Here is a 24902-nt window from a genome sequence, read left to right on the forward strand (position 1 = left end):
GGACGCGCCGCCCTGACGGCGCCGGGACCTGCCGTACCCGTTCCACCGCTGTCGACCGACCACAGCACACCCAGAACCGACCTGACCACGACGGCAACCCCCGAGTCCGACACCTCAACCTTCCAAGCCGACCAGCAGTGAACGATGTTGGTCAAGGTCGACTCCGCGCCATCAACTCCCGCTTCCCGGGAAGGGGGCGGTCACATTTCCGCCCATTGCCCACTGCGCGACCGTGATGCCCCCTCTCGCGCCTGGCCCGTCGAATTCCCAACAGCCTTTTGCGCACCGCCCCTTGTCGTCGGCAGTAGCGCATGCTTAAGGTCATGGCCGCAATGCCGACTCGGCATGCGACGCACACGGGGGACGCGAGAGGAATGCCTTTTTGTGGTAAGTCCTGCGCGCCTCCCCTGACACACGGGGAAACACGGGGAATCAATGAGCTTCAAAGCCGGATCGACGGTGGCCGCTGTGGCCGCCGCCGTCGCCACCGCGAGCGTCCTGATGGCGCCGGCCGCTTCCGCGGCCGACTCCGCGGGAAATTCCACCCGGGCTGGTTACGTCTGCACCTCTCAGCACACGCAAACCACGGGATACGCCAAGTGCTCCAACCTGGCCCGGTTCGACCAATATCGGGCGAAGGTCACCTGCATCGACTCCCGCGGTATCAAAGCGGTCTTCTACGGCCCCTGGAAGAAGGGCGCGAGCGGCGACTGGTCGAGCCGTAAGTGCCCCGGCACCCAGGGCGGCCGGGTCGGCGTCTACAAGGCGGGCTACCAGGTCGAACTCATGTGACGCCGGGGGCAGGCCCGGCAAGCCTGCCCGCCGCGAGCACGAGTCATCGGCAACACGGAGAACTACGGGGAACACGCATGAATCGTAAGAAGGCATTCCTCGCCGTCGCGGGAATGGTGATGGGCGCCAGCCTCATCACACCCTCCGCTCTCGCGGAAGACGGCGATATCGGAGTTCGCTCCGCGGACTGCAACACATGGTCCAAGAACGGCACCACCGGCTACGCCTATTGCTCCGGCCTCGGCCAGGTCGCCGCGCATCGGGTGAAGATAGTGTGCGTGGACACTCGCGGCGTGGAGGTCACGTTCTACGGCCCCTGGGTCGGCAACGCCAAGACGTCGAAGCGAAAGTGCCCGGGCACGGACGGCGGCCGGGTGGGAATTCTGCGCGTCGGCTCGGAGATCAAGGACTGAGGGGCCGATAGGGCACATCCCTGATATGCCGGTGGGCGGCCCGACGAGCCGCCCACCGGCGACCTCTGCGCCCGGAATAGGCGGAGGTCAGTGCGTGTAGCGGCGCACGGTCTCCGGGTGGATGACGAGACGGACCAGGTCTGCGGCCAGCATCCCCGCGAGGTCGTCGGCGCGGGTCGGGTCGTCGAGGTCCCAGTAGTGGGCGGCCAGGCGGGTGCACAGGTCGTGCGCTCCGTCGGGTTCCACCGTGGTGCGGCCGGTGACGGACAGCCAGCGCTCGCGTTCGCCCACCGGGGCGGCGACGACGATCGAGGCGCGGGGATCGCGGCGCAGGCGCCGCACCTTGAGCGAGTCCGGGTCCGTGAACAGCTGGATCGTGCCTTCGGCGGTGGCCTCGAACCACACCGGCCGGGGCTGTGGCGGGAGCGGCCCCCCGGCCACGGACAGGAACCCGTGCAGGGGGCGTCGGAGAAATTCGAGGTCGTCGGTGGTCAGCGAACTGGTGTCGGTGCTCATCACAGTCCTTTCAGGTGGGCGGTCATCGTCCCCAGGCTCCCGCCGCCGCGGCCCGTACGGCGTAGTCCTCGAAGGTCCGGGGCGCCCGTCCCAGCAGGGTGGCGAGGTCGTCCGTCGTCGCGGAGAACAGCCCGCGTTCCATCAGGACGAACATCTCGGCGACGTGGTGGGCGTCGTCCTCGCTCAAGCCCTCCTCGACCAGCGTCGCGGCGTACGCGGCGGGGGAGACCTGGCGGTAGGTGAGCGGCCGTCCGGACGCCCGGGAGATCAGCTCGACGGCCTCACCGAAGGTGAGCGCACGCGGTCCGCTCAGCTCGTAGATCCGTCCGGCGTGCCGACCGGTCTCGCTCAGCACGGCGGTCGCGGCGTCGGCGACGTCCTCGGCGTCGATGAACGGTTCGGGGACCGCACCGGCCGGGAGCGCCAGCTCTCCGGCGAGCAGAGGGGCGTGGAAGACGTCCTCGTGGAAGTTCTGGGCGAAGTTCGACGGCCGCAGGACGGTCCACTCCAGCGCCGAGCCGCGCACGGCGTCCTCGGCCGAGCGCATGTCCAGTCCGAAGGCGGAGTCGCCCCAGGTGTCGGCGCCGCGCCCGGAGAGCAGGACCAGCCGCCGCACTCCGGCGGCCTCGGCCCGGGCCACGAACTCGTGCACCGGGCCCGGCACGCCCGGGGGCACCACGTAGACGGCGGCGATACCCCGGAGGGCCGCGTCCCAGCCGCCGGGATCGGACCAGTCGAACCGGGTCGGGCTCGACCGGGAGGCGGTGCGCACCGGCGTGCCGCGGAGCCGCAGCCGGGCGGCGACCCGTCGGCCGGTCTTGCCGGTCGCGCCGAGGACGAGAGTGGTGTCGTTGCTCATGACGTCGATTGAACCCGGCTGACTCGGACGATCCCATGGGTGAGAATCCGGATCGCCTGTGTATGCGTCTAACCTCGGTGAGGTGGATGCGTTCAGTGACCTGATCCGCGGGGTGCGGGCCCACGGATCGTTGTTCAGCAGCTCAACCCTGTCCCCGCCCTGGGCACTTCACTTCGTGGACGGCGCGCCGCTGACCCTGGGCACCGTCCTCAACGGGGCGGGCTGGATCGTGCCGGAGCAGCGGCCGCCCGAGCCGCTTCGCGCCCGCGAGACGATCGTCGTGCGCGGCCCCGCGACGTTCACCTTCGTCGACGAGATCGGCACCCGGGCCGAACCGGTCGCGTGCGGCGAGCACTGCGCGACGCCCGAGGAGGGCGGCACCCGGCACCGGCGCGGCTGGAACGACCACGGCGGGGACGCCGGTGACGGCCACGGTGCGACGACCCTCATCGTCGGCGCGTATCCGGTGCGCGGCGAGATCAGCCGCCGACTGCTGGACGCGCTCCCCGTCGTACTGCGCGTGGACGCCGGGGGCACGGCCGACCCCGTGCTGGACCACCTCGCCGCCGAGGTCGCCGTCGACACGCCGGGCCAGCAGGTCGTACTCGACCGGCTGCTGGACTGGATGCTCGTCTGCACGCTGCGCGAGTGGTTCGACCGGCCCGGCGGCGAACCCCCGGCCTGGTGGGCCGCTCAGCGGGACCCGGTGGCCGGTCACGCGCTGCGCCTGCTGCACGCCGAACCGGCGGCGCCATGGACGGTCGCCTCGCTGGCCGAGCGCACCGGGGTGTCGCGTTCGACGCTGGCCAAGCGGTTCGCCGACCAGGTCGGCGAACCGCCGCTGACCTACCTCACCCGCTGGCGCATGACACTCGCGGCAGACCTCCTGACCGAGCGGGAATCCGCCACCGTCGCGGACATCGCCCGCACCGTGGGCTACTCCGACCCCTTCGGCTTCAGCGCGGCGTTCAAACGGGTCCGAGGCGCCAACCCCAGTGAGTTCCGACGCGGACTGACCGACCGCCGGGTGACGTGACGGTCCCATGTTCTTCCTGGAGCCAGTCGACCAGCTGAACGAACGGCGCTGGGTCCCCGGGCTCAACATGCCGCGTTCAGCTCCTCGCCGGAGGCGGAAGCGGAGGCCGCGGTTCGGCATTCGAGGCAGAGCTTGCCGGGCGCGGCGGGGCGGAGGGCGCGTTCGCAGCCGTCGCAGTTCCGCCAGGGGAGGGCGGGGAGTGGTTTGGGCGCGGCGACCGGCGTCGGCGCGGGGAGGGGCGGTTCGCTCAGGCGCCACGCGAGGATGCGGGCGGGGCGGGTCCGCAGGCGGTCGGGGAGCCCGGAGGTCAGTGCGACGGTGATCTGCGCGGGCCCCACCCCGGCGGCGAGCCACTGCCCGACGGCGGGCGCGAGTTCGGCGACCTCGCGACGGGACAGGATGAGCCGCGGATCGGCGATGCGCAACGAGGCCAGGATGGTGACGGCCCGCTCGTCGGCGTCGGCGAGCGAAGGCGTCTCGGCGGGGACGGCTTCAGAGGCCGCTTCCGGCTCGGGCGCGGGTGCCGGTTTCGCGCTACGTGCGGGGGCGGGCGGGGTAGGCGGGGTGGGCGTTCCGCCGCCCGGTACGTCGTAGAAGTAGGTCCGGGTACGGATCACCCCGCCGGGCCCGCGCTCCCGCCGCCGCACCAGGTATCCGGCGGTTTCCAGCTCCCTCAGCGCCCGCGAGATCAGGATCTCGCCCTCGGTGAAGTGCGCACACAGCGCGGCGATGCTGACGGGAGCGCCGTCGGGGAGGGACAGGATGTAAGCCGCGACGCCGGATGGTGACCGCGCTGCCGCGCCGCTGCGCGAGGGCGTTGGCGATCACGGTGAACTCGGCGGTGAGGCGGGTACGGATGTGGATCACGCCGGAGGTCGGTGCTCCGGCGTCGGCGCGCGCATGCGCGTTAGACTGCGGCTCAGCCATTCGGGAAGCTACTTCTTCCTGATCGGTCAGGCCCTCGATCGGGATTGCCGTCCCGGCGGGGGCCGTCGTTTTGCGGTTGTGTTGCGGCGAACGTAACGACCGCCATGCCGCCCTCGCAAGCCGGTCACCCGTACGAGTGACCGCAGCGGGGAGGGTGGGTGGGCGGGAGTTCTTTCCCCCGGTTCTTAAGGGGAGTTCGCGGCCCACCGGCCCCCGCGCACGAGGCCCCGGCAGACCGCAAAACCCGACACCGACCGACACCCGGCGCCCTCAGAACCGGTCGCGGAACTTCAACTCGCCGACGAAGGAGCCCCAGACGCCCACAGGAAAGACCAGCACCGGCCCGTCAGGGCTCTTGCTGTCACGGACGGGAACGACAGCGGCCACGCCGTCGCCCACCTCGACGCAGTCGCCACCGGCCTGATTGCTATGGCTGCTCTTACGCCAGGAGGCGCTGGCCACCTCGACGCAGTTGCCACCCTCCTGGTTGCTGTAACTGCTCTTGCGCCAGACGGCGGGGTTCACGTCAACTCACCAATGAACGCCGCCCATGACGCCGCCGGGAAGACGAGCGCCGGGCCCTGGGGGTTCTTGCTGTCACGGACGGGGACGACGCCGGGAATGCCGTCGGCCACCTCCACGCAGTCGCCACCCTCCTGGTTGCTGTAGCTGCTCTTGCGCCAGGCGGCGCCGTTCAGATCGGGACGGGACACTCGCTCCACGGTGGTAGCCCTCCATCACGGATCGGATCATGTCGAGCGACATGAGCGGAGGCAGCGATGCTGCCCGCAGCCGATCGTAAGACAGTGCGAAGCGCTCGACGTCGTCTGGTTCTTCGATGAGTTGGCCGTAGTGAGCGCCCTCGGTGTAGGCCACCTCCGAATCGTCAGGCGACGTGAGCACCGTCATGGAACCGCCCATCACGTCGTGCTCACCCTGCTCGAACGGCAGCACCTGCACGGTGATGTGGGGTTCCGCGGCTGCCTCCAGCAGCCGGACCAACTGCTCCTGCATGACGGCTCGGCCACCGACGGGACGTCGCAACACCGCCTCATCCAGGATGATCCACAGCTCCGGGCGCTCGGGCGAAGTGAGCCGTTCCTGGCGATTGAGCCGGGCGGCCACTCGCTCTTCCAACTGCTCGTCACTGGTGAGCGACAGACCGACGCTCAAGACGGCCCGAGCGTAGTCAGGGGTCTGTAAGAGGCCCGGCACGACGTGCGACGCGTACTGCCTGATGGACACGGCCCGCGCCGAACGCTCCATGAACGCCTGCGACCAGTCCGGGAACGCCTCCCGGTGCACGTACGGCCACAGGTCGACCAGCAACTCGTCCGCCCCGAGCGCCGCGTCGAGCGCTCTGCTCAGCGCCTTCGTCGGCTTCGCCCCGGAGGCCCGCTCGATCTGGGTGATCCGGGTGCTCACCACATGCGTCTTCTTGCCCAGCTCGGCCTGGGTCAGCCCGGCGGCCATGCGGAGTCTGGGGACACGCGACCCGAACAGCCCCGCGATCGACCCGCGAGGATCAACTTCTTTGGCCAAAACATCACTTCCGTTCCTTACAGCCTGGAAGGTAGGGTTTCGTGGCCTTTCGAGCGTAGACCTGCCACCCGATCCTTGGGTGCGGAACGTCACGACTCGCACACGCTGCGAGTCGATCGAAAGGCCGACGGACGGAAATGGACAACACCGTGCTGAAGACGACGACCACGCCGGACGAGGAACCGAAGTACCGCGAACTCACCGCGCAGTTCCCCTCGACGCCCCGCGGCGCACGGCTGGCCAGGCGGGGCGCCGTACGGCACGTGGCGGAGTGAGGCTACCCGCCCGCGTCGGACACGTCCTGCACGGTGGGCCTGCTGGTGGCTGAGCTGGCGTCCAATGCCGTACGCCATGGCCGCGTCCCCGGACGGGACTTCCGTCTCCGCCTCACCCTGCGAGCAACAACGCCGACGCAGACGATCCGCATAGAGGTCTCGGACACCCGCGACGAGCGCCTACCGCTCAGGCCGCCGACCACCTCGCCCGATCCCGACCCCGATGCCGAGTCGGGCAGTGGCCTGCTCCTGGTCGAGCTGCTGGCCACCCGCTGGGGTACGGCGCCCCGTGTGCCGGTCGGCAAGACCGTGTGGGCGGAGTGCGCTTTGGGGGAGCCTCCTCACTGACCGCGTTCTCTGCGACGTGCGTCTGCGCCCAAAGCTCCTCAGAATTGAGGTGAGGAGGTGAGGGCCATGTCCACCTACATCATCCTGCTGAACTGGACCGATCAGGGTGTCCGTGCCTACAAGGACACCGCGAACCGCTACGAGGCCTTCACGGCGGCGCTGGACAAGCTCGGGGTGAAGCTCAGGGACTTCCAGTGGACCGTCGGTCCGTACGACATCGTCTGCACCATCGAGGCACCCGACGACGAAACCGCCACCGCGGCATCCTTGCAGGTCAGCGGATTGGGCAACGTCCGCTGCACAACCCTGCGGGCCTTCGATCGAGAGGAGATGGGCGGCATCATCGCCAAGGCGGCGGCCTGAGGGCTCCGGCCTCACCCCGCCGGTCTGCCTGTCGTGAAGTACTCGCTCGGCGTATTCAACGGCCATAGGGGTCGTCCTGTCCCTGCTGAGCAGCGCAGTCCTGGTCGGCGCGGAACGCCTCCGGAGAGATGTCCGGGGCCGGGCGGGACATCGCCGCGAACTCCGCGCGTGGGACGAACCGCCGCCCGACGGCACTCGTGTCGCTCAGGGGGCGGCGCTCATCGATGGCCTGCGCCACGGCCTCCGGGTGCGTCAGCTGGAGATGGTGGCCCGCGCCTTCGACGACCGTCACGGTGGCGCGGGGCAGCGCGTCCAGCAGGGCCCGGCCCTCGGGGGTGAGGGGATCGTGGGAGCCCACGATGACGTGCACCCGCCCCGGGTATCGCCGCAGCGTGGCCCGGAGCGCTTCCCGCGACCGCGGCTTCGCGGCGGCGGCCAGGAGCCGGGAGACGTTCGCCGCGACGGGGCGGCGGCGAAGGTCAGCCACGCTCGACCGGAGCGCGGCCGCGTGCGTCGCGTCGCCGGTGAGGCGCCTGGACAGCGCCTCGGGGGATACGTGGCTCAGGTACCGGCGGGTCGCCGCGGCCCACCGGGTGGTGAGCGCCGGGCGCGCCTGGAGGAAGTACGGCGCTACGAGCGTGAGCCGCTCCACCGCGGCGGGATGGGCGGCCGCGGCCTCGACGGCGGCCGCGGCGCCGATGGAGTGGCCCACCAGGTGGCGGGCGCCGGTCTCGGTCATGAGCGCGGTCAGCCACGACGGCCAGTCGTCGCGGTGCCCGCCGCTCATCCCCAGCCCGGGCAGGTCGACGGCGCGGGCGCGGCCGACCGCCGTGACGACCGGCGCCCAGGTGTCGGCGTTGACCGGCAGGCCCGGCAGCACTACGGCGGGTGCGGTCGGTTCGCCCAGCTCGAACGTCCGTATCCCGCCCGGGGTGGTGAACCGCCTGCCATCCGTGCGGGCCGCCGGGGCGTCGCCGAAACGGTGCGCCGCCAGGTGGTCGGCCCAGCGGCGGATCGTGGTGGCGGCGTCCGGCATGGCCAGGCCGTGGCGGGCGGCGAAGGCATGCGCCGGACCGGTGGGGTAGCGGTCGCTCGACAGGAACGTCAGGGTCTCCGGGTCGGCCCTGGTGAGCCGCCGGGGCAGTCGCTTCACCAGGGACACGGGAATCCGCACGCGGGGCGGCTTCATCCGGTAGTGCCGCGCGATGAGCGTGAGCAGGTCGGGCAGCGGGGGCGTGTCGTCGTCGAGCAGCCAGTACGAGGCGCGCTCGGCGGCCTGGTCCACCGGAAGCAGGGCCATGAACCGGGCGACGTAGTCGATCGCGACCACCGGCACGAACGTGGACGCGTCCCCCGGCAGCGCCATGAGGGAGCCCCGCCAGAGGTCCTTCACGTTCGACGCGAGCCCCACGTACTGGTCGGACTCGCCGGTGACGCTGTCCCCGATCACACTGGCCGGGCTGACGATGGACCAGGGAACGCCCAACTCGTCCGCCGTGGCCTGGAAGACGGCGTCCGCCTCAGCCTTGGACGCCTCGTAGGGCCCGAGGGCCCGGTAGGCCGCCGCCCTCCGTTCGTCGCTCCAGAGGACGGGGTCCTGCCCGCCCACCCGGTACCCGGAGACATGCACCAGGCGCCGCAGGTGCGGCAGCCGCGCCGCGAAGGCGACGACCGCGCGGACGCTGTCGACGTTGGCGCGGCGGGCATCGTCCGCCGACATCCCGAACCGGTAGGCCCCGGCGCAGTTGTAGACCTCGGTGACGTCGTCGCACTCGCCCCGGATCAGCGACGGTGCCGCGAAGTCGACCCGGAGGTCGGCCGGGGCCTCGTCGTGCCCGTGCTCGGCCAGCCACCGGACGAGCCGCCGGTTGGACTCGTCGCTCCGGCAGGCCGCGCTCACCCGGGCGCCTGCCCGGCCGAGCGCGAGGATGAGATGGCGTCCGAGGAAGCCGGTCGCGCCCAGCACCAGTGCGTGCCGCTTCTCGACCGCGCTCATGCTGAGGCCTCCGTACCCTCGTCACCCTTGTCGCCCTCGTCCAGCAGTACGGCGAGGGCCCGGGCGGCGCACCGCAGCGGCTCGGTGGACCGCTGGGCACGCGACACGATCACCGCTCCCTCCACCATGCTGACCACGGCGGTCGCCGTGGCGCGGGCGTCGGGGCGAGGGCGGCCGTGCGCGACGAGATACTCGGCCACCGGCCCGATCCAGGACTCGAAGGCGTTCGCGCAGGCGTCCCGCAGCCGCTCGCTCCGCGCGCCCATCTCCAACGTCACCACCGAGACCGGGCATCCGAGCTGGAAGTCGCTGTCGGTGAGCATCCCGGCCAGTGTGTCGATCACGCGGCGCACCACCTCGCCCGGCGTGGCCGACGCCGACGCCGATCCCGACGCCGATCCCGACTCCAGCGCCGAGTCGGCGACGAGAGAGCCGAACCGCGCGGCCGCGAGCTCGACGGCCTTCTCCCCGAGCGCCTCCTTCCCCTGGGGGAAGTGGAAGTACAGCGACCCCTTGGGGGCGCCCGAGTGCTCCACCACCGTGTTGAGCCCGGTGCCGCTGTAGCCGTTCCGCTGGATCAGTTCGAGCATCGACTCCGCCAGCCGCGCGCTGGTCATGGCTCCCTTGGTTCCCGTCATGGCATCAGACTATAGACCGGTCTACATATTTTCTAGGCATCGGCATCGGGGCGCGGAAAAGATAGGCCCCGCCTATACGGGGCATCGATTTTTGGTCGTGGACCCCCTGAGCTGTGGCCCGGTTCACTGTGGCGCAAGCTGGCGCGGACCGATCGGGCTCGGTATCGCGCGATCAGGGAGGCTGCAATGACGCATACCCCGGACCCAGAAGCGCGAGCCGCAGCGAAACCGTGGTACCGGCAGTTGTACATCCAGGTGCTGGTGGCGATCGTGATCGGCATCGTCCTGGGCTGGCGGTGGCCGGATCTGGCCACGGACATGGAGCCGATCGGCACGACCTTCATCACCGCGATGAAGATGCTGATCGGGCCGATCGTGTTCCTGACCATCATCGGCGGGATCGCCGGAGTCGCCGACCTGAAGAAGGTCGGGCTCACCGGGATCAAGGCGCTGACGTACTTCCAGGTCGGCACGGTCATCGCCCTGCTCACGGGGCTGGTCGCCATCAACGTCTTCCGGCTCGGCGACGGCGTACACGCCGATCCGTCGACGCTCAACGCCTCGGGCGACGCGGGCCAGTACATCGAGCAGGGCGCGCACCAGCACTGGTGGGAGTTCCTGACGGGCATCGTCCCGAGCAGCTTCTTCGGGCCGTTCGTCGAGGGCGACATCCTCCAAGTGATCTTCCTGGCGGTGATTTTCGGGATCGCGGTGAAGTCGGTCGGGCAGGTCGGCGAGCCGGTCATCGCGGGCGTCCACCGGCTGACCGAGGTCGTCTTCAAGGTGCTGTCCTTCGTCATGAAGGCCGCGCCGCTCGGCGCGTTCGGCGCGATGTCGTACGCCATCGGGAAGTTCGGCCTGTCCACGCTGACCAGCCTCGGCTCGCTGATCCTGCTCTTCTACGTCACCTCCGCCCTGTTCGTCGTGGTGGTGCTGGGCGGTGTGCTCGCCGCGTACGTACGGCTGAACATCTTCCAGCTCATCCGCTACTTCAAGGAGGAGTTCTTCCTGATCCTCGGCACGTCCACGGCCGAGCCCGCCCTGCCGGGGCTGATGCGCAAGCTGCAGTTCATGGGCGTCGAGCGGTCCACGGTCGGCCTGGTCGTCCCGACCGGCTACAGCTTCAACCTCGACGGCGCGGCGATCTACCTCTCCCTGGCCACCCTCTACATCGCTCAGGCCACGGACACGCCGCTGTCCATCCCGCAGCAACTCGGGCTGCTCGCCGTGATGTTGCTGACGTCCAAGGGCGCGGCGGGGGTCGCGGGCGGCGGCTTCATCGCGCTCACCGCGACGCTGTCGACGGCGGGACACGTCCCCGCGGCGGGCATCATGCTCATCTTCGGCATCGACAAGTTCATGTCGGAGTGCCGGGCGCTGGTGAACTTCTTCGGCAACGCCGTAGCCACCCTGTTCGTCGCCCGCTGGGAGAACGGCCTGGATGTGGCGCGGGCGCGAACGGTGCTGGCCGGGAAGGGCGGCGAGCCCCCGACGGAGACGCAACCCACGAGGGCGACGCCCGTGGCGCCAGCCCCGCACACCGCCGAGGCGGCGCCCTGAGGGTGCCGTGCTGATCGCCCGGGCAAGCTGATGGCTGCCGCGTGCTCGGGCCGGTTCAGCCCGGGAGACGGTCGCGGCGACCGGCCCGACCGGGCCCGCGCGTCGCGTCGCGCGTCGCGGTGCACGCCGCGGTGCGGGCGCTTGTACCGGCACCCCCGCCTGTACCGGCGCCCGTCCCCGTACGGTCGTCGTCGAAGCCGCAGCTGTCTGCGGGGCTCGGCGTGCTGCCGGACGGCCGTACGGCCGTCCGGCACCGCTCACCGCCACCAGTCGCGGCGACACGGTCGTCCTCGCCCTCGGCGGCGTGGCCACCACCGGCGGCGGCGCGGGGCTGCTGCAGTCCCTCGGCGCCGTGCTGGCCCGCGCGGACGGCACGCCGATCGCCCCGGCGGCCGGGGGCTCGCCGACCTCCGCATCGCCGACCTCGCCGCGGCCCGCGCCGCACTGGCCGGTGTCGGCCTCGTCCTCGCCACCGACGTGGAGAGCCCGCTGCTCGGAGCGACGGGCGTGGCCGCCGCCTACGGCCCCAGCAGGGCTCGACCGCGAGCGACATACGCGAACTGGACAGCGCACTGTCCGCGCGGCTGCCCGCCGACCGCTGGATCGGGTAGCGGCCCCGGGGACGGATAGGTTGACCCGGCAGCCGCAGCCGCAGCCGCAGCCGCACCCGCAGACCACAACCGACGGACCCGGGAGACACCGTGGACGCCCGGCAGCTCGAGTACTTCCTGGCCATCGTCGAGCACGGCGGCTTCAGCAAGGCCGCCGCCGCCCTGCACGTGGCTCAGCCGTCGCTGTCGCAGGCCATGGCGACCCTGGAGGCGGACCTCGGGGTGGCCCTCTTCCACCGGGTCGGCCGGGGCGTCGTCCTCAGCGAGGCGGGCGCGGAGCTGCTGGAGCCCAGCCGCCGCGTGCTGCGGGACCTGGCCGCCGTACGCGACACGGCCGCCGGGCTCGCCGGGCTGCACGGCGGGACGGTCGAGGTCGCCACCATGCCCTCGCCCGGCATCGAACCCCTCACCACCCTCATCCACCGCTTCGCCGAGCTGCACCCGTCCGTGACGGTGAGCACGCAGGCCGCCTTCACCCCGGACGAGGTTCTGTCCCTGGTACGCAGCGGCGCCTGCGAGCTGGGCCTGCTGGGTTCGGCGAGCCCCGTGAACCCGGCCGGGCTGGACGTCCTGCACGTGGAGGACCAGCCGTTCGTCGTCGTCGCCGCGCCCGGCGGGGCGATCGAGGACGGGGTCACGATCCGGCCCGGGGACCTGGCGGGCCAGAAGCTCATCGCGTCCCGCACCGGCAGCCTGATGCGCAGCATCGTCGACGACATCACGGCGACCGCGGGCGGCACCGGCACGCAGATCGTGACCGTCGTCGATCACCGGACGTCGATCCTGCCCCTGGTCCTCACCGGGGTCGGCGCCGCCGTCCTGCCCTCCTCCTGGACCCGGCTGGCCCGGCGCTGCGGCGCGGCGGTGGCGCCCCTCGAACCGACCGCCCACCTGCACGTGGCGATGGTCAGCCTGCCCGCGCACCTCACCCCGGCCGCCCGGGCCCTCCTCGCCCTCACCGGGTCACTGGCCGCCCGGCGGGCGCGCGACATACGCGGAACGGACTGACGCGCGACCCATCGGCCACGCCTATACGTCGCATCGAAAGCAGGTCTTGGACGCGCCACGACCGCCCTGTGTTGACTCGGACCCACCCCACCACAGCGAGTCGGAGGCATCCATGACCGCCGCCCCCCGTACGTTCCGTATCGCCGCCATCCCCGCCGACGGCGTGGGCAAGGAAGTCGTCGCCGCGGGGCGCGCCGTCCTGGACGCGCTGGCCGAGGACTCCCGCGCGTCCGGCAACGCCGACGAGGCCTTCGCCTTCGCGTGGGAGGAGTTCCCCTGGGGCTGCGGGTACTACGAGCGCACCGGCAAGATGATCGACGACGACGGCCTGGACCGCCTCAAGGACTTCGACGCCCTCTACTTCGGCGCCGTCGGCTGGCCGACCGTCCCCGACCACATCAGCCTGTGGGGCCTGCGCCTGAAGATCTGCCAGAGCTTCGACCAGTGGGCCAACGTCCGCCCCGTGCAGTTCCTGCCCGGTGTTCAAAGCCCCCTGCGCAAGGCCGACGACACCGAGCTGGACTGGGTCGTCGTCCGGGAGAACAGCGAGGGCGAGTACGCGGGACTCGGCGGCCGCAACCTCTCCGCCCGTGGCCCGGGCGGCGAAGTCGCCGTCCAGTCGGCCCTGTTCACCGAGGTCGGCTGCGAACGCGTCATGCGCTTCGCCTTCGACCTGGCCCGCACCCGTACCCGCCGCAAGGTCTCGTCCGTCACCAAGAGCAATGCGCAGCAGTACGGCATGGTCCTGTGGGACGACGTCTTCAAGCGCGTCGCCGCCGACTACCCGGACGTGGAGACGGAGAGCGTGCTCGTCGACGCGATGTCCGCGAAGTTCGTCCTCCACCCCGAGGACCTGTCGGTCGTCGTCGCCTCCAACCTCAACGCCGACATCCTCTCCGACCTCGGCAGCGCCCTGGCGGGCAGCCTGGGCCTGGCGGCCAGTGCCAACCTCAACCCCGAGCGCCGCTTCCCCAGCATGTTCGAGCCCGTCCACGGCTCCGCCCCCGACATCGCGGGCCAGGGCCTGGCCAACCCCATCGGCGCGGTCGGCAGCGCGGCCCTCATGCTGGACCACTTCGGCCTGCCCGCCGCCGCGGACCGCCTGCGGAAGGCCATCGAGGCGACGACCGCCGCGGGCATCCTCACCCGCGACCTGGGCGGCACCGCGACGACGGAGGACGTGACGAAGGCCCTGATCGAAGCGCTGCGCCCCTGACCTTTCCCTACGAGGCGAGGCTACGCGCTGGGGGCCACGGCGCGGCCGGTCTGCGGCGAGATCATCCCGGCGCAGAGGCCGCGAGCGGCCAGCCCCTGGGCGATGCGGGGGATCGCGGCGCGCGTGTTGGCGGGCCCGTCGTGCATGAGGATGACCTGCCCGTTGGTGAGTCGGCCCGCGGCCTGCACGATCGCGTCGGTACTGGCGTTGTTCCAGTCCTGGGAGTCGACGTCCCAGATGATCTGGGTCAGGCCGTACTTGGCCGCGACCGACTTCACCGTCGCGTTGGTCTCGCCGTACGGCGGCCGGAACAGCTTCGGGGTGCCGCCGCCCGCGTTCGCGAGGGCCGTTTGCGTCCGGGAGATCTCCGAGTCGATCTGCGCCTGACTCAGCTGGGTCAGATGCGGGTGGGTGTAGCTGTGGTTGGCGACCCACATTCCGGCGTCGGCCTCGGCCCGCACCTGGGCCGGGTTGGCGGCGGCGTTCTGGCCCGTATTGAACATCGTGGCCCGCAGCCCGTTCTGCTTGAGCGCGCCGAGCAGGGCGGGTGTGCTGCCGGTCGGGCCGTCGTCGAAGGTGAGCCCGACGTACCCGGAGCAGGCCCGCCGGGCTCCGGCGACCGAACCGGCGCCGTTCACCGTGATGTTGGAGCTGCCGCTGCTCTGATAGCCCTCGGTCGCGAGGATCATGTAGTAGCTGAAGCTGCCCAGCGGCATCCCGGCGCGCGCCCAGGCGTCGAAGTGGTTGCCGGTGGTGATCGTCCCGCCGGTCCGCTTCGACTGCCGGACGCTCCAGTACTGGTCGAAGGTGCGCGTGCCCTCGACGGACGGGGCGTTGTACCGCGTCGTCTTGTAGATGTCGTACGTACCGCCGTCGCTGGTGACGGTGCCCTTGTACGTACCCGTGGGCCGGTACGTGCCCCAGTTGTCGACGACGTAGTACTCCACGAGCGGGTTCGACGTCCACCCGTAGAGCGCCAGGTAGGCGTTGCCGGACGGGTTGAACGTGCCCGAGTAGGTCACGCTCCGGCGCGCGCCCTTGCTCCAGCCCTTGCCCGCGACGAAGTTCCCGGTGTTGCGCCACGACGTGCTGTAGCTGCCACCGGAGGCCAGGTTCATGGAGACGGTTCCGGGCGCGTCGGTCCAGAACGAGTAGTAGTAGCCGTTGTTGGTCCCGGTCTGGTTCGTGGTGATGACCGTGTCCGCGTGGGCGGTGCCGGGCAGGGCCATCGCGGCCACGGTGACCAGCACCGTCGTACAGGCAGTGCTGATCAGCAGCCTTAAACGGCCCAGCAGCCCTGATCGACCGCGTTTGCGTCCGCGTCTGCGACTCGCCGGTGTCTTCTCCATACGCGGAGTTTTGATCTGCTCACATCAACAGTCAACCGCTTTCCGGAAAGAATCACGAAAGCTTCCGAGGGTTTACCGGTCGGTTCAGGCGAGGTCCGACAGATCCTCCGGGGTGAGGGTGATCGACCCCGCGCCCATGTTCTCCTCCAGGTGGCCGAGGGAGCCGGTGCCGGGAATGGCCAGGGTGACGGGGGAGGAGGCGAGCAGCCAGGCCAGCGCGATCTGCGGAACCGTGGCTCCGTGCCGCGACGCGACCATGGCCATGCGGTCATCGGAGAGGTCGCTCGTACCGCCGCCCAGCGGGAAGAACGGCACGTAGGCGATGCCCGCCTCCTCGCAGGCGGCCAGCAGCTCGGCGTCACCGCGGTTGCCGACGTGGAAGTTGTTCTGCACGGCCGCGACGGGCGCGATCGCACGGGCCTCGGCGAGGTGGCCGGTGTCGACGTTGCTCAGGCTGAGATGCCGGATCAGGCCCTCCTCACGCATCGCGGCCAGCGCCTCGAAGCGTTCGGCGATGGATTCGCCGTGCGGCGTCTCCATGAGGCCGATGCGCAGATTGACCAGGTCGAGGCGGTCCACCCCGAGCGTTTCCAGGTTCTCCTCGACCATCGGCCGCAGCACGGCGGGGTCGGTGGTCGGGGTCAGGCTGCCGTCGGCGTTGTGGACCGGTCCGACCTTGGTGGCGATGACCAGGTCGGCCGGGTAGGGGTGGAGGGCCTCGCGGATCAGGGCGTTGGCCCGAACGGAGCCGTCGCCGCTGGTGTAGTAGGTGGCGGTGTCGATGTGGTTCACACCGAGCTCGACGGCCCGGCGCAGGACGGCACGCCCGGTTTCGGGATCGCGGGGCGGGCCGAAGAAGCTGTTCGTGGCCAGACGCATGGCCCCGAAGCCGATGCGGTTGATCAGCAGGTCGCCGCCGAGGCGGAAGTCATCGCTCATGAACCCAGCTTCCGCGCCGCCGCCTCCGGCCGCGAACCCGTGGCAGCTTGCTGCCAGCGCGGCACAATGGACGCGTGACAGAGATCCTGACGATCCGCGGTGACCTGGAGCTCCTCGCTCGCACCCAGCACATTTTCTCGTCGATCCGCGAGGAGTTCCTCTGCGCCGTCCGCGATCTCACTACCTACGCTCACCTGAGCACTCCCGGGCAGGCCGCCCGCGACCGGGTACGGAACGGCGGCACGCAGCAGGTCCGCAAGCTGTGCAGCCCGGCCGCGCTGGTCGACGAGTACAGCCGCAAGCACCTGAGCGACATCGTCGAGCAGGGCGGCCAGGTGCGGATCGCCGCCACCGCCCTTCCCCACGAGACGATCATCATCGACCGCCGCTTCGCGATCCTCGCGGGCCTGGACGCTCCCGGCGGCCGCGAGTACACCGTGACCACCAGCCCCACCCTGGTCGGAGCGGTCTACGCCCTCTTCGACGCCGCCTGGACGACCGCCACCGATCTCAACGCCTTCCTCCGCGGCGAACAGCCCCACCTCGACGCCGAGAGCCGCACGATCCTCCGCGCCCTGGGCTCGGGCGCCACCGACGAGACAGCCGCCAGGCAGCTCGGCACCTCCGTACGCACCTACCGCCGCCGCGTCGCCGACCTCCTCACCGCCCTCGAAGCGGACTCCCGCTTCCAGGCCGGAATGCGCGCGGGCGAACTGGGCCTCAGCGGCTGAGAGCGCCCCACGCTATGAGGCGCGCGATGCCGGATCAGTCCCTTCCTCGTCCAGCACCAGCCGGGCCACCTCCGCGAAGTCCTTCACCTTGGCGATGAATGCGAAGGGCGGCTCTCTGATGCGGACCGTGGACGGGGCTGCCACTGCTGGAGGGCGACGAGTCCCTCGGGGATGTGCACGCGTTGGATCGGAAGTCGAATGCTTCGGGCGCTTCCGATTGCGGCCTTCAGCCGGTCAGGAGCTTCAGCATCCGCTCCGTATCGGAGAGGTCTTCGACCACCTCTGTGGCCCCGGCCGCCCGGAGTTCATCCGTGCTGGTGCGCCCGGTCGCGACACCCACGACGCGGACGCCCGCCCCCAGCCCTCCCCGTACGTCGGACGGCGTGTCTCCCACGAGCACGGCGGACTCGGCGGGCACCCCCGCGCGCCCGAGGGCGATGCGCACCAGCTCCGGGCGCTCGTCTGCGTCGTCCCCGAAGGCGCCGATCGCCAAGTCGAGGTCGCGGTCGAAGTCGAAGGCGGCGAGCTTGATCTCGGCGGCGGTACGGATGTTGCCCGTCACCACCGTCTGCACGATGCCGTCGCGCGCCGCCAGGGCGGAGAGCAGCGCCGGCGCACCAGGGAGAGCGCGCCCGCGCTCGCGCAACGCGGCGGCACGCCGTACATGCGCCGCACCGAGGGCCTGAGCGAAGAGCTCGAACCGTTCACGACTGTCGGGCAGCCCGTGCAGCCTCAGCGTCTCCCGGAGAATGACGGGTTCGGTCGAGCCGTCGATCTTCGCCTGCTCCCGCATCGGTTGGCCGGTGACCTCCTCGAACGCTTCCGCCCAGAGCTCCCGGCCGACACCGCGGGTATCCACGAGCGTGTGGTCGATGTCCCACAGCACGAGCAGCGACACTGTCCCGCCTTCCGATCGTTGGATACCGGCCCCTGTTGGTGACGGGCACCATACGCTGAGTGGGGATACGTACGGAGGCAGGCATGGTCGCACCCGATCTGCCCATCGGCGACAGGATCAGGCGATTTCGCGGCGAACGGCGGCAAGACGTCGTGGCCGGGCTCGTCGGCATCTCGCCCGACTACCTCTCGCAGATCGAACGCGGTCTGAAGATGCCCTCGTTACCCATCGGATCACCTGCCGCACGGACCCTGCGCAGGCTCGCCGGGCAGACGACCTGAGACGAAGGACGCGCACAGGTCCCTCCAGCAGCCACAGAGTATGAGGGGGAGCACTGTTGTTCGGATATCCCCTTTTCACGTACCACATATGATGCCACCGCCAATCATTTGGCAGGTGAATCGCTCGGGGACTGTCGCGGATTCCCATGGACGCCAGGGGTTCTGCTGGTGGCGGCGAGGTTCTAGCGCATAGAATATCGCGCGCTGCTCGCGATGGTGGTCGGTGAGGTCGGCGGTGGGGGTGAGGGCGCCTTGGTTGAGCTGCGAAAACACACAATCCGAGGCGATGCCGACCGAGGGCCTGAACGCATGTTCGCTTTTCCTGGCCCGCGGCGCTTACGGCGTGCCCGCAATGCCCTCAAACGATCATCGCAAAGCGGTCCACGCAATAGCAGTGGGCCCTTTTCCTTTTCCGCGTCGGGGGTCGTTTTCATGAGAAGAGAAGTGTGGAGTGTGATGCCATGAACCGAGTCGGGAGAGACTCGCGCCGGTCGGCCCGCAGACTCGCGGGGCCGCTGGCGCGCATAGGGTTATCCGTTCTCCTGCTGGCAGGCGGCGTCATGGGAGCGACGGCCGGACCGGCCGCCGCTTCGGCCGCCGACGGCACGCTGACGGTTGAGGTGCTGCGCGACTTCTTCGGCACCGGCGTGATCAACGCGACGATGGACGTGCCGCAGCGGGGCATGAAGGTGGAGATCTCCGACCCCGCCGGGCACGTCGTCACCGGCGTCACGGATGCCACCGGGAAGGTCGTGGTGTCGCAGTCGGCGGTGCTGAGCGGCGGCCAATACCGCGTCGACGTCAGCATCCCGGCGCCGTACAGCGACTATCTGCGGGCGGCGCCCGCGTCGACGGCGGAGAACCACTTCAACAGCTTCACGTCGTTCGTGGATGTGTCGGACGGAAAGAACGCCTCGGTGGTGACAGGGGTGTGGGACCCGGCCGACTACGCGCTGCCGGACTCGCGGTACTTCGTACCGGTCCACAACGGCGCCAACGGGACGGACAACCGGGCGTTGGTGGCGTTCGGGACGAAGGCCCGGGGCACGTGTCCCACCGATGTGGGGTGCCCGGACACGCTGGCCACGCAGGACCAGGTGGGCACGACGTTCGGGCTGGCGTACGACAAGGACCGGACCCAGCTGTTCCAGAGCGCGTTCGCCCGCCGGTACGCCCCGTACGGGCCGCAGGGCGGAGGCGCGGTCTACACGGTGCCGGCCGACGGCTCAGGTGCGCCGGAGCTGTTCGCGCGGGTGCCGGACGCCGCGGTGACGCCGCACGACACCGCCAACATGATCAAGGACCCCGGGTTCACCGACGCACCGGGCAAGGAGAGCATCGGTGGCCTGGCCCTGTCGGAGGACGGCTCCACGCTGTACGCGGTGAACCTGCGGACCCGCAGCCTGGTGAGCTTCGACGCGACAGGGGCCACCGCCGCGGAGCCCGAGGCGACGGTCCCGATCCCGGACCCGGGGTGCGCGAGCCCCGGCGACTGGCGGCCGTTCGGTCTCCAGGTCCACAACAACACGCTGTACGTGGGCGGCGTGTGCAGCGCGGAGAGCACCCAGCAGCGCGCGGACCTGAAAGCCTTCGTCTCCACCTACGACGGCAAGCGGTTCACCACGGTGCTGAGCCACCCGCTCACGGACGGACGCGGCAGCGTCTTCGGTTCCGGCGACAAGGCCACCCACTGGAACCCGTGGAACACCAGCCTGGACACGTGGGACGACCGGAAGGCGGGCGGCGTCTTCATCGATCCGCAGCCGGAGCTGGCCTCTCTCGCCTTCGGCCGCGACGGCTCGATGATCCTGGGTTTCCGTGACCGGTTCATGGACGTGGTCAGCTGGGGAGGGCTGGACCCCCGCCCGGGGAACGACACGGCCGAAAACGGCATGTCCGGTGGTGACATCACCATGGTCTGCGCCACTCCCACCGGTGAATACCAGTGGGAAGGCACCGGGAGCTGCCCCAACCACGCCACCCCCGCCAACAGTGGCGGCCAGCCCGCCGGTGTCGTCGAATACTTCCCGGGCGACACTTACGCCAACGCGCACCAGGAGACCGCGCTGGGATCGGTGGCCTATATCCCGCAGCAGCAGTGGGTCGTCAGCACCGAGTTCGACCCGGTCGTCGACGTCGCGACCTCGGGGACCGGGTACCACGACATCACGACCGGTCAGGGCCCGGGCAACAACCCGAAGGCCAACGGGTTCCAGTTCGTCAGCCGGGAACAAGGCGGGTTCGGCAAGGCCGGCGGGCTCGGTGACATCGCGTACGCGGCGGCGAACGCGCCGATCCAGATCGGCAACGTCGTGTGGTTCGACGGCGACCACAACGGCATTCAGGACCCGGGGCACGTGCTGCTGCCGGGGGCGACGATCGACCTGCTGGACGCGGACGGCAGGCAGGTCGCCACGACCAGGACCGATGCCGCCGGCGAGTACTACTTCGGTGGTGTCGGCGCCGAGTACGAGCTCACGCCGGGCGCGAAGTACACGGTGCGGTTCGACGTGTGTACCGCGGACACCAGCAAGGTGCCCGAGCAGCCCCCGGCGAGCGATCTGCGGTTCACGCTCCCGCGAGCCGGTGCCAACCGTGCGCATGACTCCAATGTGACCCCGCCGACCACGGGGCAGTTGTGCGACGGCTCCGCGCCTGTCACGGCGCCGGACAAGCCGGGCGGGGTCGATCACACGATCGACGCCGGGGTGTACATCCCGAAGGAAACGCCGACCCCGACCCCGACCCCGACCGATACCGCGACCCCGACGCCGACCCCGACCGATTCGGCGAACCCGACCCCAACCCCGACGCCGACCGATACGGCGAACCCGACCCCGAACCCGACCGATACCGCGAACCCGACCTCACCACCGGCCCCGGCCCCGACCTCACCACCGGGCCCGTGGTCGCCGCCGTCGGGCGCGCCGCCTGCCAATGCCAATCCGGCCCCGGCCGGCGGGAGCAGGGGTTCGCTGGCGCACACCGGTATGTCCGGGCTGCCAGAGACCATCGGCCTCGTCGGTCTGCTGGTGGCTGCGGGTCTGGCCATCGCGTTCATGAGCCGGAAGCATCGCGCCCGGAAACACTGAACGAGCCGAGCGACGGTGAACGACCGAGAGTGGCCGCGACCGCACGGCGGCCGAGCGGTGTGGTGAAGGAGAGGGGAATTCAGAAGAGTGTCAGCGTCGAGCCGCGTGCGGAGAGTGAGAAACCGGCAAGCTCTACCAGGCCGTGCGACTGACCGGCGCCGATGGCTGCTGCGGCCACGCTGGGCGGCAGCGGTCATCGGCGTAGCAGCCGTCGGGGTGGTCGTCGCGGTGGCCGGGTTCCTGGCCGCCGACGGCGGCTCCGGCTCCGGCGGTCCGCGCGCGCTGACGCCGGATGAGGTGAACCGGCTGGCGATGACGCGGTTCCGTAACTACGAGGCGCACGGCCGCGCGGTGACGATCACTGTGCCGGGCACCGCCGGTGGGCTGATCGTCACCGGGTCCGTCGACTACCAACGCAAGATCGGTTACGGCGTGGTGCACGGCACCGGGCGCGACACATCCAGCGACGGGCTGATCGAGTGGACGGCCACCTCGGTGTCCGTCCACCCGATGGCGAACGCCCCGGCACACGCACCCGCGTCGCCGCCCCGCTCGGGCTGGTACGACCGTCCGCTCCAGTCGTCCGGCAGCTCGCTTGACAGTGCGCTGGCCATCGCACTCGGTCTCGGCAGCGACCGGCCGGAGAACGCCCAGCTTCTGCCGCAGAACGGGGCCGCCTGGCTGGGACGAGACCGGGTGGCCGGGCATCGGGTGGACGTCATGACCGGGCCGTCCTCCCGGGACCGCTCCGGTACGGCGAACAGGGTGCGCTACTGGGTCGGCTCGGACGGCACCATGTACCGGGTGCGCGTGAGCGTGGGTTCCGTATCGCGGCCTGTGGTCATCGATTTCGACACCCACAAGTACCTTCCGGTCAAGCCGGTCCCCGGAGTCACCCCGACCCGGTAGCCGCTGTTCAGGAGGTCCGCACTCGCGCGTCCGCGGCAAGCAGGGACGCCGACGGCAGCGGGATGTCCGCCAGGTCCGGTGGGGCCGGAACGGCCGGGACGGCGGTGGCGCCCGTAGTGGTGGCGTGGGGGAACTGAGGCTGTGGACCAGGCGCTGCGACCTTGGTGAACGGGATGCCACCGGGTGCCGTCGGCATCGCCCACCGGCCGCCCGGCGAGGGCGACTTGGCGGACAGCGGACAGGACGCGGTTGTCGCGAGCCGGGCGGGCACCGTGGTGCGCAGATCGTTGCCGCGCAGGCAGTTGCCCCGTCCCCGGGTGGCGGTGGGGAACGTCCAGCCGACGTCGACGCCGTTGCCGGTGAACGTGTTGTCCACGATCCGGTTGCCGACCGGAGGGATGTCGGCGGACGCGGTGATCACCAGCCCGGCGTTGCTGTTGCCGGTGACGCGGTTGCGGAGGAACTGGTTGTCGCTGCCACCGTCGACGCCGATGCCGGTGCCCCACCCGCCGTCGGCCTGCTGCGGGGTGGCCCGCTGCTGGTTGGCGGCGATCAGATTGCCCGCGATGACGGCGTCCCGCTGCGGGAGCAGCTTCTCCTGGTGGTCGGAGTTGGTGGTCAGGCCGACCCGGTTGCCGACAAGACGGTTGCGGACCACGTACATGTCGCCGCCGGCGTTGGTGCCTTCGTAGCCGACCGCGTTGAGTTCGGCGACGTTGTCCCGCACCACGATGTGACACGGCTTGCACTGCCCGACATAGATCCCCGAGTCGGCCCCGCCCGAGGCGTACGAATGCTCGATGACACCGTTCTGCGCGGAGAACGCGTAGATGCCGTACAGCCCGTTGCGGGTCGCGGTCACATGCGAGACCAGGAAGGACTTCAGGAAGGTGACGGGCTCATCGCCGGTGTCGTAGCCGCCGCTCTGCCCCGGCAGCCCGGCGGCCGCCGCCGCCGAACCGGTGACCAGGACCCCGTTCTGCGTGTTGTTCTCCACGGTCAGGTTCTCCACGGCCACTCCGGGCGCCGCGACGACGACACCGTTCGGCTGCCGCAGCCGCCCGTCGATGACGACCTTGTCCCGGGACGCGCCGCGAAGAGTGATGCGAGCCGTGTCGATCTTCACCGACTCGTGGTAGACGCCCGGCGCGACCAGCACCAGGTCACCGGGGTGAGCCAAGGACACGGCGGCCGAGATCGTCGGGGCATCGGCAGGCACCCGGATCGTCACCTGCGCACCGGACGGCCGTCGGCCTTTGTCCGATCCGCCATCGCCATCGCCGCTGCAGCCGACCACAAGTGCCAGCGTGCCCAGTACCGCCGCCACCACGCGAAGAGCTAATCGAGGCATGATCCCAGTCTGGCAGAACGCCCAATTGCACGCCATAATCGGCGAGATTGACCGGCGCGCCCGATTCGGATGTGGCACCCTGCACACCATGCATCGAGCCGATCACCATCCGTCGCGGCGCGCGTTCCTCGATGCCACCGGCGCCATGGTGGCCGCCGGTCTGACCGCCGGGTGCACATCGGACTCCGCCCGGCCAGGCCGACACGCCCCGACCGCCGCGGCCGCGCCGACGCCGGTTCCGGTGGCGGGCCGGCATCAGGCAGGCATCACGCTCCCCCAGCCCGCCCAGCGCAACCTGCTGGCCGTGGTGGCCGACCTCGGCGCCACCGTGGCTCCCGGCCCGTTACTGGCGGAACTCGGCCGGGCCATCCGCACGCTCATCGCGGGGACCGACCCGCGGCTGCTGGGCCTGGAGCCGGGCGACCTCACCGTGACCGTCGGCGTGGGCCCCCGGCTGGTGCGCACGGCCGGTGCTTCACTGCCCGGCGCGGCCGACCTCCCGCGGTTCTCCCGCGAGCGGATCGCCCCGCGGGCACGCGGTGGTGACCTGCTGATACAGATCTGCGCCAGTGACGCGCTGCTCCTGCCGGTCGTCGCCGCCGCGCTGCTGGACCAGGCCGGTGGCCGCGTCCACGAACGCTGGCGGCAGTCCGCACGCCGCGGTGCGAACGTGCCCATCGGCAACGGCCTCACCGCGCCACGAAACCCGCTCGGTTTCATCGACGGCATCGTGGGCCCGCACACGACCGCCGAACAACAACGCGATCTATGGCTGGCCGGACCCTCCGCGGTCGCCGGTGGCACCCTTGCCGTACTGCGGCGTATGGAACTCGACCTGCCGCGGTTCGCCGCCCTGTCCTTAGCCGAGCAGGAAGCGGTCTTCGGGCGGCGCCGGGCCAGCGGCGTCCCCCTCTCCGGCGGCCCGGTCGCCTCGGGCCCGCAACTCGGCGCCAAGACACCGGACGGACGCTATCTCGTCCCCGCGGACGCCCACGTGCGCAGGGCGAACCCCTCCGTGGTCGGCGCCGGCCTCATGCTCCGCCGCTCCTACGGCACCGACGAGCCCGCCCCCGGCCTGCTCTTCATCAGCTTCCAGAACGACCTGCGGACCTTCACCGCCACCCTCACCCACATGGACACCGCCGACGCACTGCTGCGATTCACCACCACAACGGCCAGCGCGACCTTCCTGATCCTCCCCGGCTTCGACCGCCAACACCCGCTCGGCTCCCGGCTGTTCGCCTGATCACGC

24 protein-coding genes and 4 pseudogenes are annotated in these 24902 nt (G+C 70.7%); 14 read left to right on the forward strand and 14 right to left on the reverse strand.

The genetic code is table 11. The features are described 5' to 3' along the window. The first annotated feature begins 435 nt into the window (after positions 1-435). On the forward strand, positions 436-792 hold the full coding sequence (locus ABZ370_RS30780) for a hypothetical protein (protein WP_358627103.1): 357 nt from the start codon (positions 436-438) through the stop codon (positions 790-792). Positions 793-869: 77 nt separating this feature from the next. Next, on the forward strand, positions 870-1205 hold the full coding sequence (locus ABZ370_RS30785) for a hypothetical protein (protein WP_358627106.1): 336 nt from the start codon (positions 870-872) through the stop codon (positions 1203-1205). Positions 1206-1292: 87 nt separating this feature from the next. On the opposite strand, the gene ABZ370_RS30790 is transcribed toward ABZ370_RS30785, so the two are convergent. Continuing rightward, entirely contained in the window at positions 1293-1721 is a 429-nt protein-coding gene (locus ABZ370_RS30790) for a pyridoxamine 5'-phosphate oxidase family protein (protein ID WP_358627108.1), read from the reverse strand. Positions 1722-1743: 22 nt separating this feature from the next. After that, the gene (locus ABZ370_RS30795; RefSeq protein WP_358627111.1) at positions 1744-2580 is read right to left on the reverse strand and encodes an NAD(P)H-binding protein; all 837 of its coding nucleotides are present in this window, start codon (positions 2578-2580) and stop codon (positions 1744-1746) included. Between the two features lie 82 nt (positions 2581-2662). Here ABZ370_RS30795 and ABZ370_RS30800 point away from each other — a divergent pair, with 82 nt between their 5' ends. After that, complete coding sequence (locus tag ABZ370_RS30800) at positions 2663-3616, forward strand: AraC family transcriptional regulator (protein ID WP_358627114.1); 954 nt, start codon at positions 2663-2665, stop codon at positions 3614-3616. A gap of 62 nt (positions 3617-3678) precedes the next feature. Here ABZ370_RS30800 and ABZ370_RS30805 read toward each other — a convergent pair. The 4 genes and pseudogenes from ABZ370_RS30805 to ABZ370_RS30820 all read right to left on the reverse strand — a co-directional run bounded on the left by ABZ370_RS30805 (position 3679) and on the right by ABZ370_RS30820 (position 6055). Beyond that, positions 3679-4543, reverse strand: a pseudogene (locus ABZ370_RS30805) (hypothetical protein). A gap of 270 nt (positions 4544-4813) precedes the next feature. Continuing rightward, a complete protein-coding gene (locus tag ABZ370_RS30810) occupies positions 4814-5068 on the reverse strand; it encodes a DUF397 domain-containing protein (RefSeq protein WP_358627117.1) in 255 nt (84 codons plus the stop codon). After that, positions 5065-5184 (reverse strand): DUF397 domain-containing protein, encoded by a 120-nt coding sequence (locus ABZ370_RS30815; protein WP_358627120.1) that lies wholly within the window; start codon positions 5182-5184, stop codon positions 5065-5067. Before ABZ370_RS30815 ends, ABZ370_RS30810 begins: the two co-directional genes overlap by 4 nt. Next, positions 5141-6055, reverse strand: a complete 915-nt coding sequence (locus tag ABZ370_RS30820; protein ID WP_358627293.1) for a helix-turn-helix transcriptional regulator — start codon at positions 6053-6055, stop codon at positions 5141-5143. Before ABZ370_RS30820 ends, ABZ370_RS30815 begins: the two co-directional genes overlap by 44 nt. A 167-nt stretch (positions 6056-6222) precedes the next feature. Between ABZ370_RS30820 and ABZ370_RS30825 the strand changes: the two are divergent. Then, positions 6223-6708: pseudogene (locus ABZ370_RS30825) on the forward strand (ATP-binding protein). A gap of 66 nt (positions 6709-6774) precedes the next feature. After that, entirely contained in the window at positions 6775-7071 is a 297-nt protein-coding gene (locus tag ABZ370_RS30830; RefSeq protein ID WP_358627123.1) for a GYD domain-containing protein, read from the forward strand. Positions 7072-7126: 55 nt separating this feature from the next. Here the strand turns inward: ABZ370_RS30830 and ABZ370_RS30835 are convergent. From ABZ370_RS30835 to ABZ370_RS30845, 3 genes and pseudogenes are all read right to left on the reverse strand, one after another. After that, positions 7127-7255: pseudogene (locus ABZ370_RS30835) on the reverse strand (prevent-host-death protein); the annotation flags it as partial. Positions 7256-7309: 54 nt separating this feature from the next. Continuing rightward, positions 7310-9067 (reverse strand): annotated as a pseudogene (locus ABZ370_RS30840) (alpha/beta fold hydrolase); the annotation flags it as partial. Beyond that, a complete protein-coding gene (locus ABZ370_RS30845) occupies positions 9064-9705 on the reverse strand; it encodes a TetR/AcrR family transcriptional regulator (protein WP_358627126.1) in 642 nt (213 codons plus the stop codon). The pseudogene ABZ370_RS30840 and the gene ABZ370_RS30845, both read right to left, overlap by 4 nt. A gap of 186 nt (positions 9706-9891) precedes the next feature. On the opposite strand from ABZ370_RS30845, the gene dctA reads away from it, so the two are divergent. The 4 genes from dctA (at position 9892) to ABZ370_RS30865 (ending at position 14100) form a co-directional block, all read left to right on the forward strand. After that, on the forward strand, positions 9892-11265 hold the full coding sequence (gene dctA / locus ABZ370_RS30850; RefSeq protein ID WP_358627129.1) for a C4-dicarboxylate transporter DctA: 1374 nt from the start codon (positions 9892-9894) through the stop codon (positions 11263-11265). Between the two features lie 30 nt (positions 11266-11295). Continuing rightward, positions 11296-11895, forward strand: a complete 600-nt coding sequence (locus ABZ370_RS30855) for a glycerate kinase (protein ID WP_358627132.1) — start codon at positions 11296-11298, stop codon at positions 11893-11895. A 71-nt stretch (positions 11896-11966) separates the two neighbouring features. Then, positions 11967-12884 (forward strand): LysR family transcriptional regulator, encoded by a 918-nt coding sequence (locus ABZ370_RS30860; protein ID WP_358627135.1) that lies wholly within the window; start codon positions 11967-11969, stop codon positions 12882-12884. Positions 12885-12996: 112 nt separating this feature from the next. Further along, positions 12997-14100: a tartrate dehydrogenase gene (locus ABZ370_RS30865; RefSeq protein ID WP_358627137.1), complete on the forward strand. Its 1104-nt coding sequence runs from the start codon at positions 12997-12999 to the stop codon at positions 14098-14100. A 20-nt stretch (positions 14101-14120) separates the two neighbouring features. On the opposite strand, the gene ABZ370_RS30870 is transcribed toward ABZ370_RS30865, so the two are convergent. Both ABZ370_RS30870 and ABZ370_RS30875 read right to left on the reverse strand, forming a co-directional pair. After that, on the reverse strand, positions 14121-15449 hold the full coding sequence (locus ABZ370_RS30870; RefSeq protein WP_358627140.1) for a glycoside hydrolase family 11 protein: 1329 nt from the start codon (positions 15447-15449) through the stop codon (positions 14121-14123). Between the two features lie 84 nt (positions 15450-15533). Beyond that, the gene (locus ABZ370_RS30875; RefSeq protein ID WP_358627143.1) at positions 15534-16388 is read right to left on the reverse strand and encodes an oxidoreductase; all 855 of its coding nucleotides are present in this window, start codon (positions 16386-16388) and stop codon (positions 15534-15536) included. Between the two features lie 74 nt (positions 16389-16462). On the opposite strand from ABZ370_RS30875, the gene ABZ370_RS30880 reads away from it, so the two are divergent. After that, the gene (locus tag ABZ370_RS30880) at positions 16463-17119 is read left to right on the forward strand and encodes a DNA-binding response regulator (protein WP_358627146.1); all 657 of its coding nucleotides are present in this window, start codon (positions 16463-16465) and stop codon (positions 17117-17119) included. A gap of 12 nt (positions 17120-17131) precedes the next feature. Here the strand turns inward: ABZ370_RS30880 and ABZ370_RS30885 are convergent, their stop codons facing one another. Continuing rightward, on the reverse strand, positions 17132-17263 hold the full coding sequence (locus tag ABZ370_RS30885) for a hypothetical protein (RefSeq protein WP_358627149.1): 132 nt from the start codon (positions 17261-17263) through the stop codon (positions 17132-17134). Positions 17264-17345: 82 nt separating this feature from the next. Then, on the reverse strand, positions 17346-18017 hold the full coding sequence (locus ABZ370_RS30890; protein WP_358627152.1) for an HAD family hydrolase: 672 nt from the start codon (positions 18015-18017) through the stop codon (positions 17346-17348). Positions 18018-18100: 83 nt separating this feature from the next. Between ABZ370_RS30890 and ABZ370_RS30895 the strand changes: the two genes are divergently transcribed. The 3 genes from ABZ370_RS30895 (at position 18101) to ABZ370_RS30905 (ending at position 22299) form a co-directional block, all read left to right on the forward strand. Further along, on the forward strand, positions 18101-18298 hold the full coding sequence (locus ABZ370_RS30895) for a helix-turn-helix transcriptional regulator (protein ID WP_358627155.1): 198 nt from the start codon (positions 18101-18103) through the stop codon (positions 18296-18298). A 560-nt stretch (positions 18299-18858) separates the two neighbouring features. Beyond that, positions 18859-21390, forward strand: a complete 2532-nt coding sequence (locus ABZ370_RS30900; RefSeq protein WP_358627158.1) for an SdrD B-like domain-containing protein — start codon at positions 18859-18861, stop codon at positions 21388-21390. Between the two features lie 228 nt (positions 21391-21618). After that, a complete protein-coding gene (locus ABZ370_RS30905) occupies positions 21619-22299 on the forward strand; it encodes a hypothetical protein (protein WP_358627296.1) in 681 nt (226 codons plus the stop codon). A gap of 7 nt (positions 22300-22306) precedes the next feature. Here the strand turns inward: ABZ370_RS30905 and ABZ370_RS30910 are convergent, their stop codons facing one another. Next, positions 22307-23650, reverse strand: coding sequence for a right-handed parallel beta-helix repeat-containing protein (locus ABZ370_RS30910; RefSeq protein ID WP_358627161.1), 1344 nt, complete (start codon positions 23648-23650; stop codon positions 22307-22309). Between the two features lie 88 nt (positions 23651-23738). Between ABZ370_RS30910 and ABZ370_RS30915 the strand changes: the two genes are divergently transcribed. Continuing rightward, positions 23739-24896: a Dyp-type peroxidase gene (locus ABZ370_RS30915; RefSeq protein WP_358627164.1), complete on the forward strand. Its 1158-nt coding sequence runs from the start codon at positions 23739-23741 to the stop codon at positions 24894-24896. Positions 24897-24902: the final 6 nt, after the last annotated feature.

The sequence above is a fragment of the Streptomyces sp. NPDC005962 genome, assembly GCF_040629205.1.
In the GTDB taxonomy this organism is placed as follows: domain Bacteria; phylum Actinomycetota; class Actinomycetes; order Streptomycetales; family Streptomycetaceae; genus Streptomyces.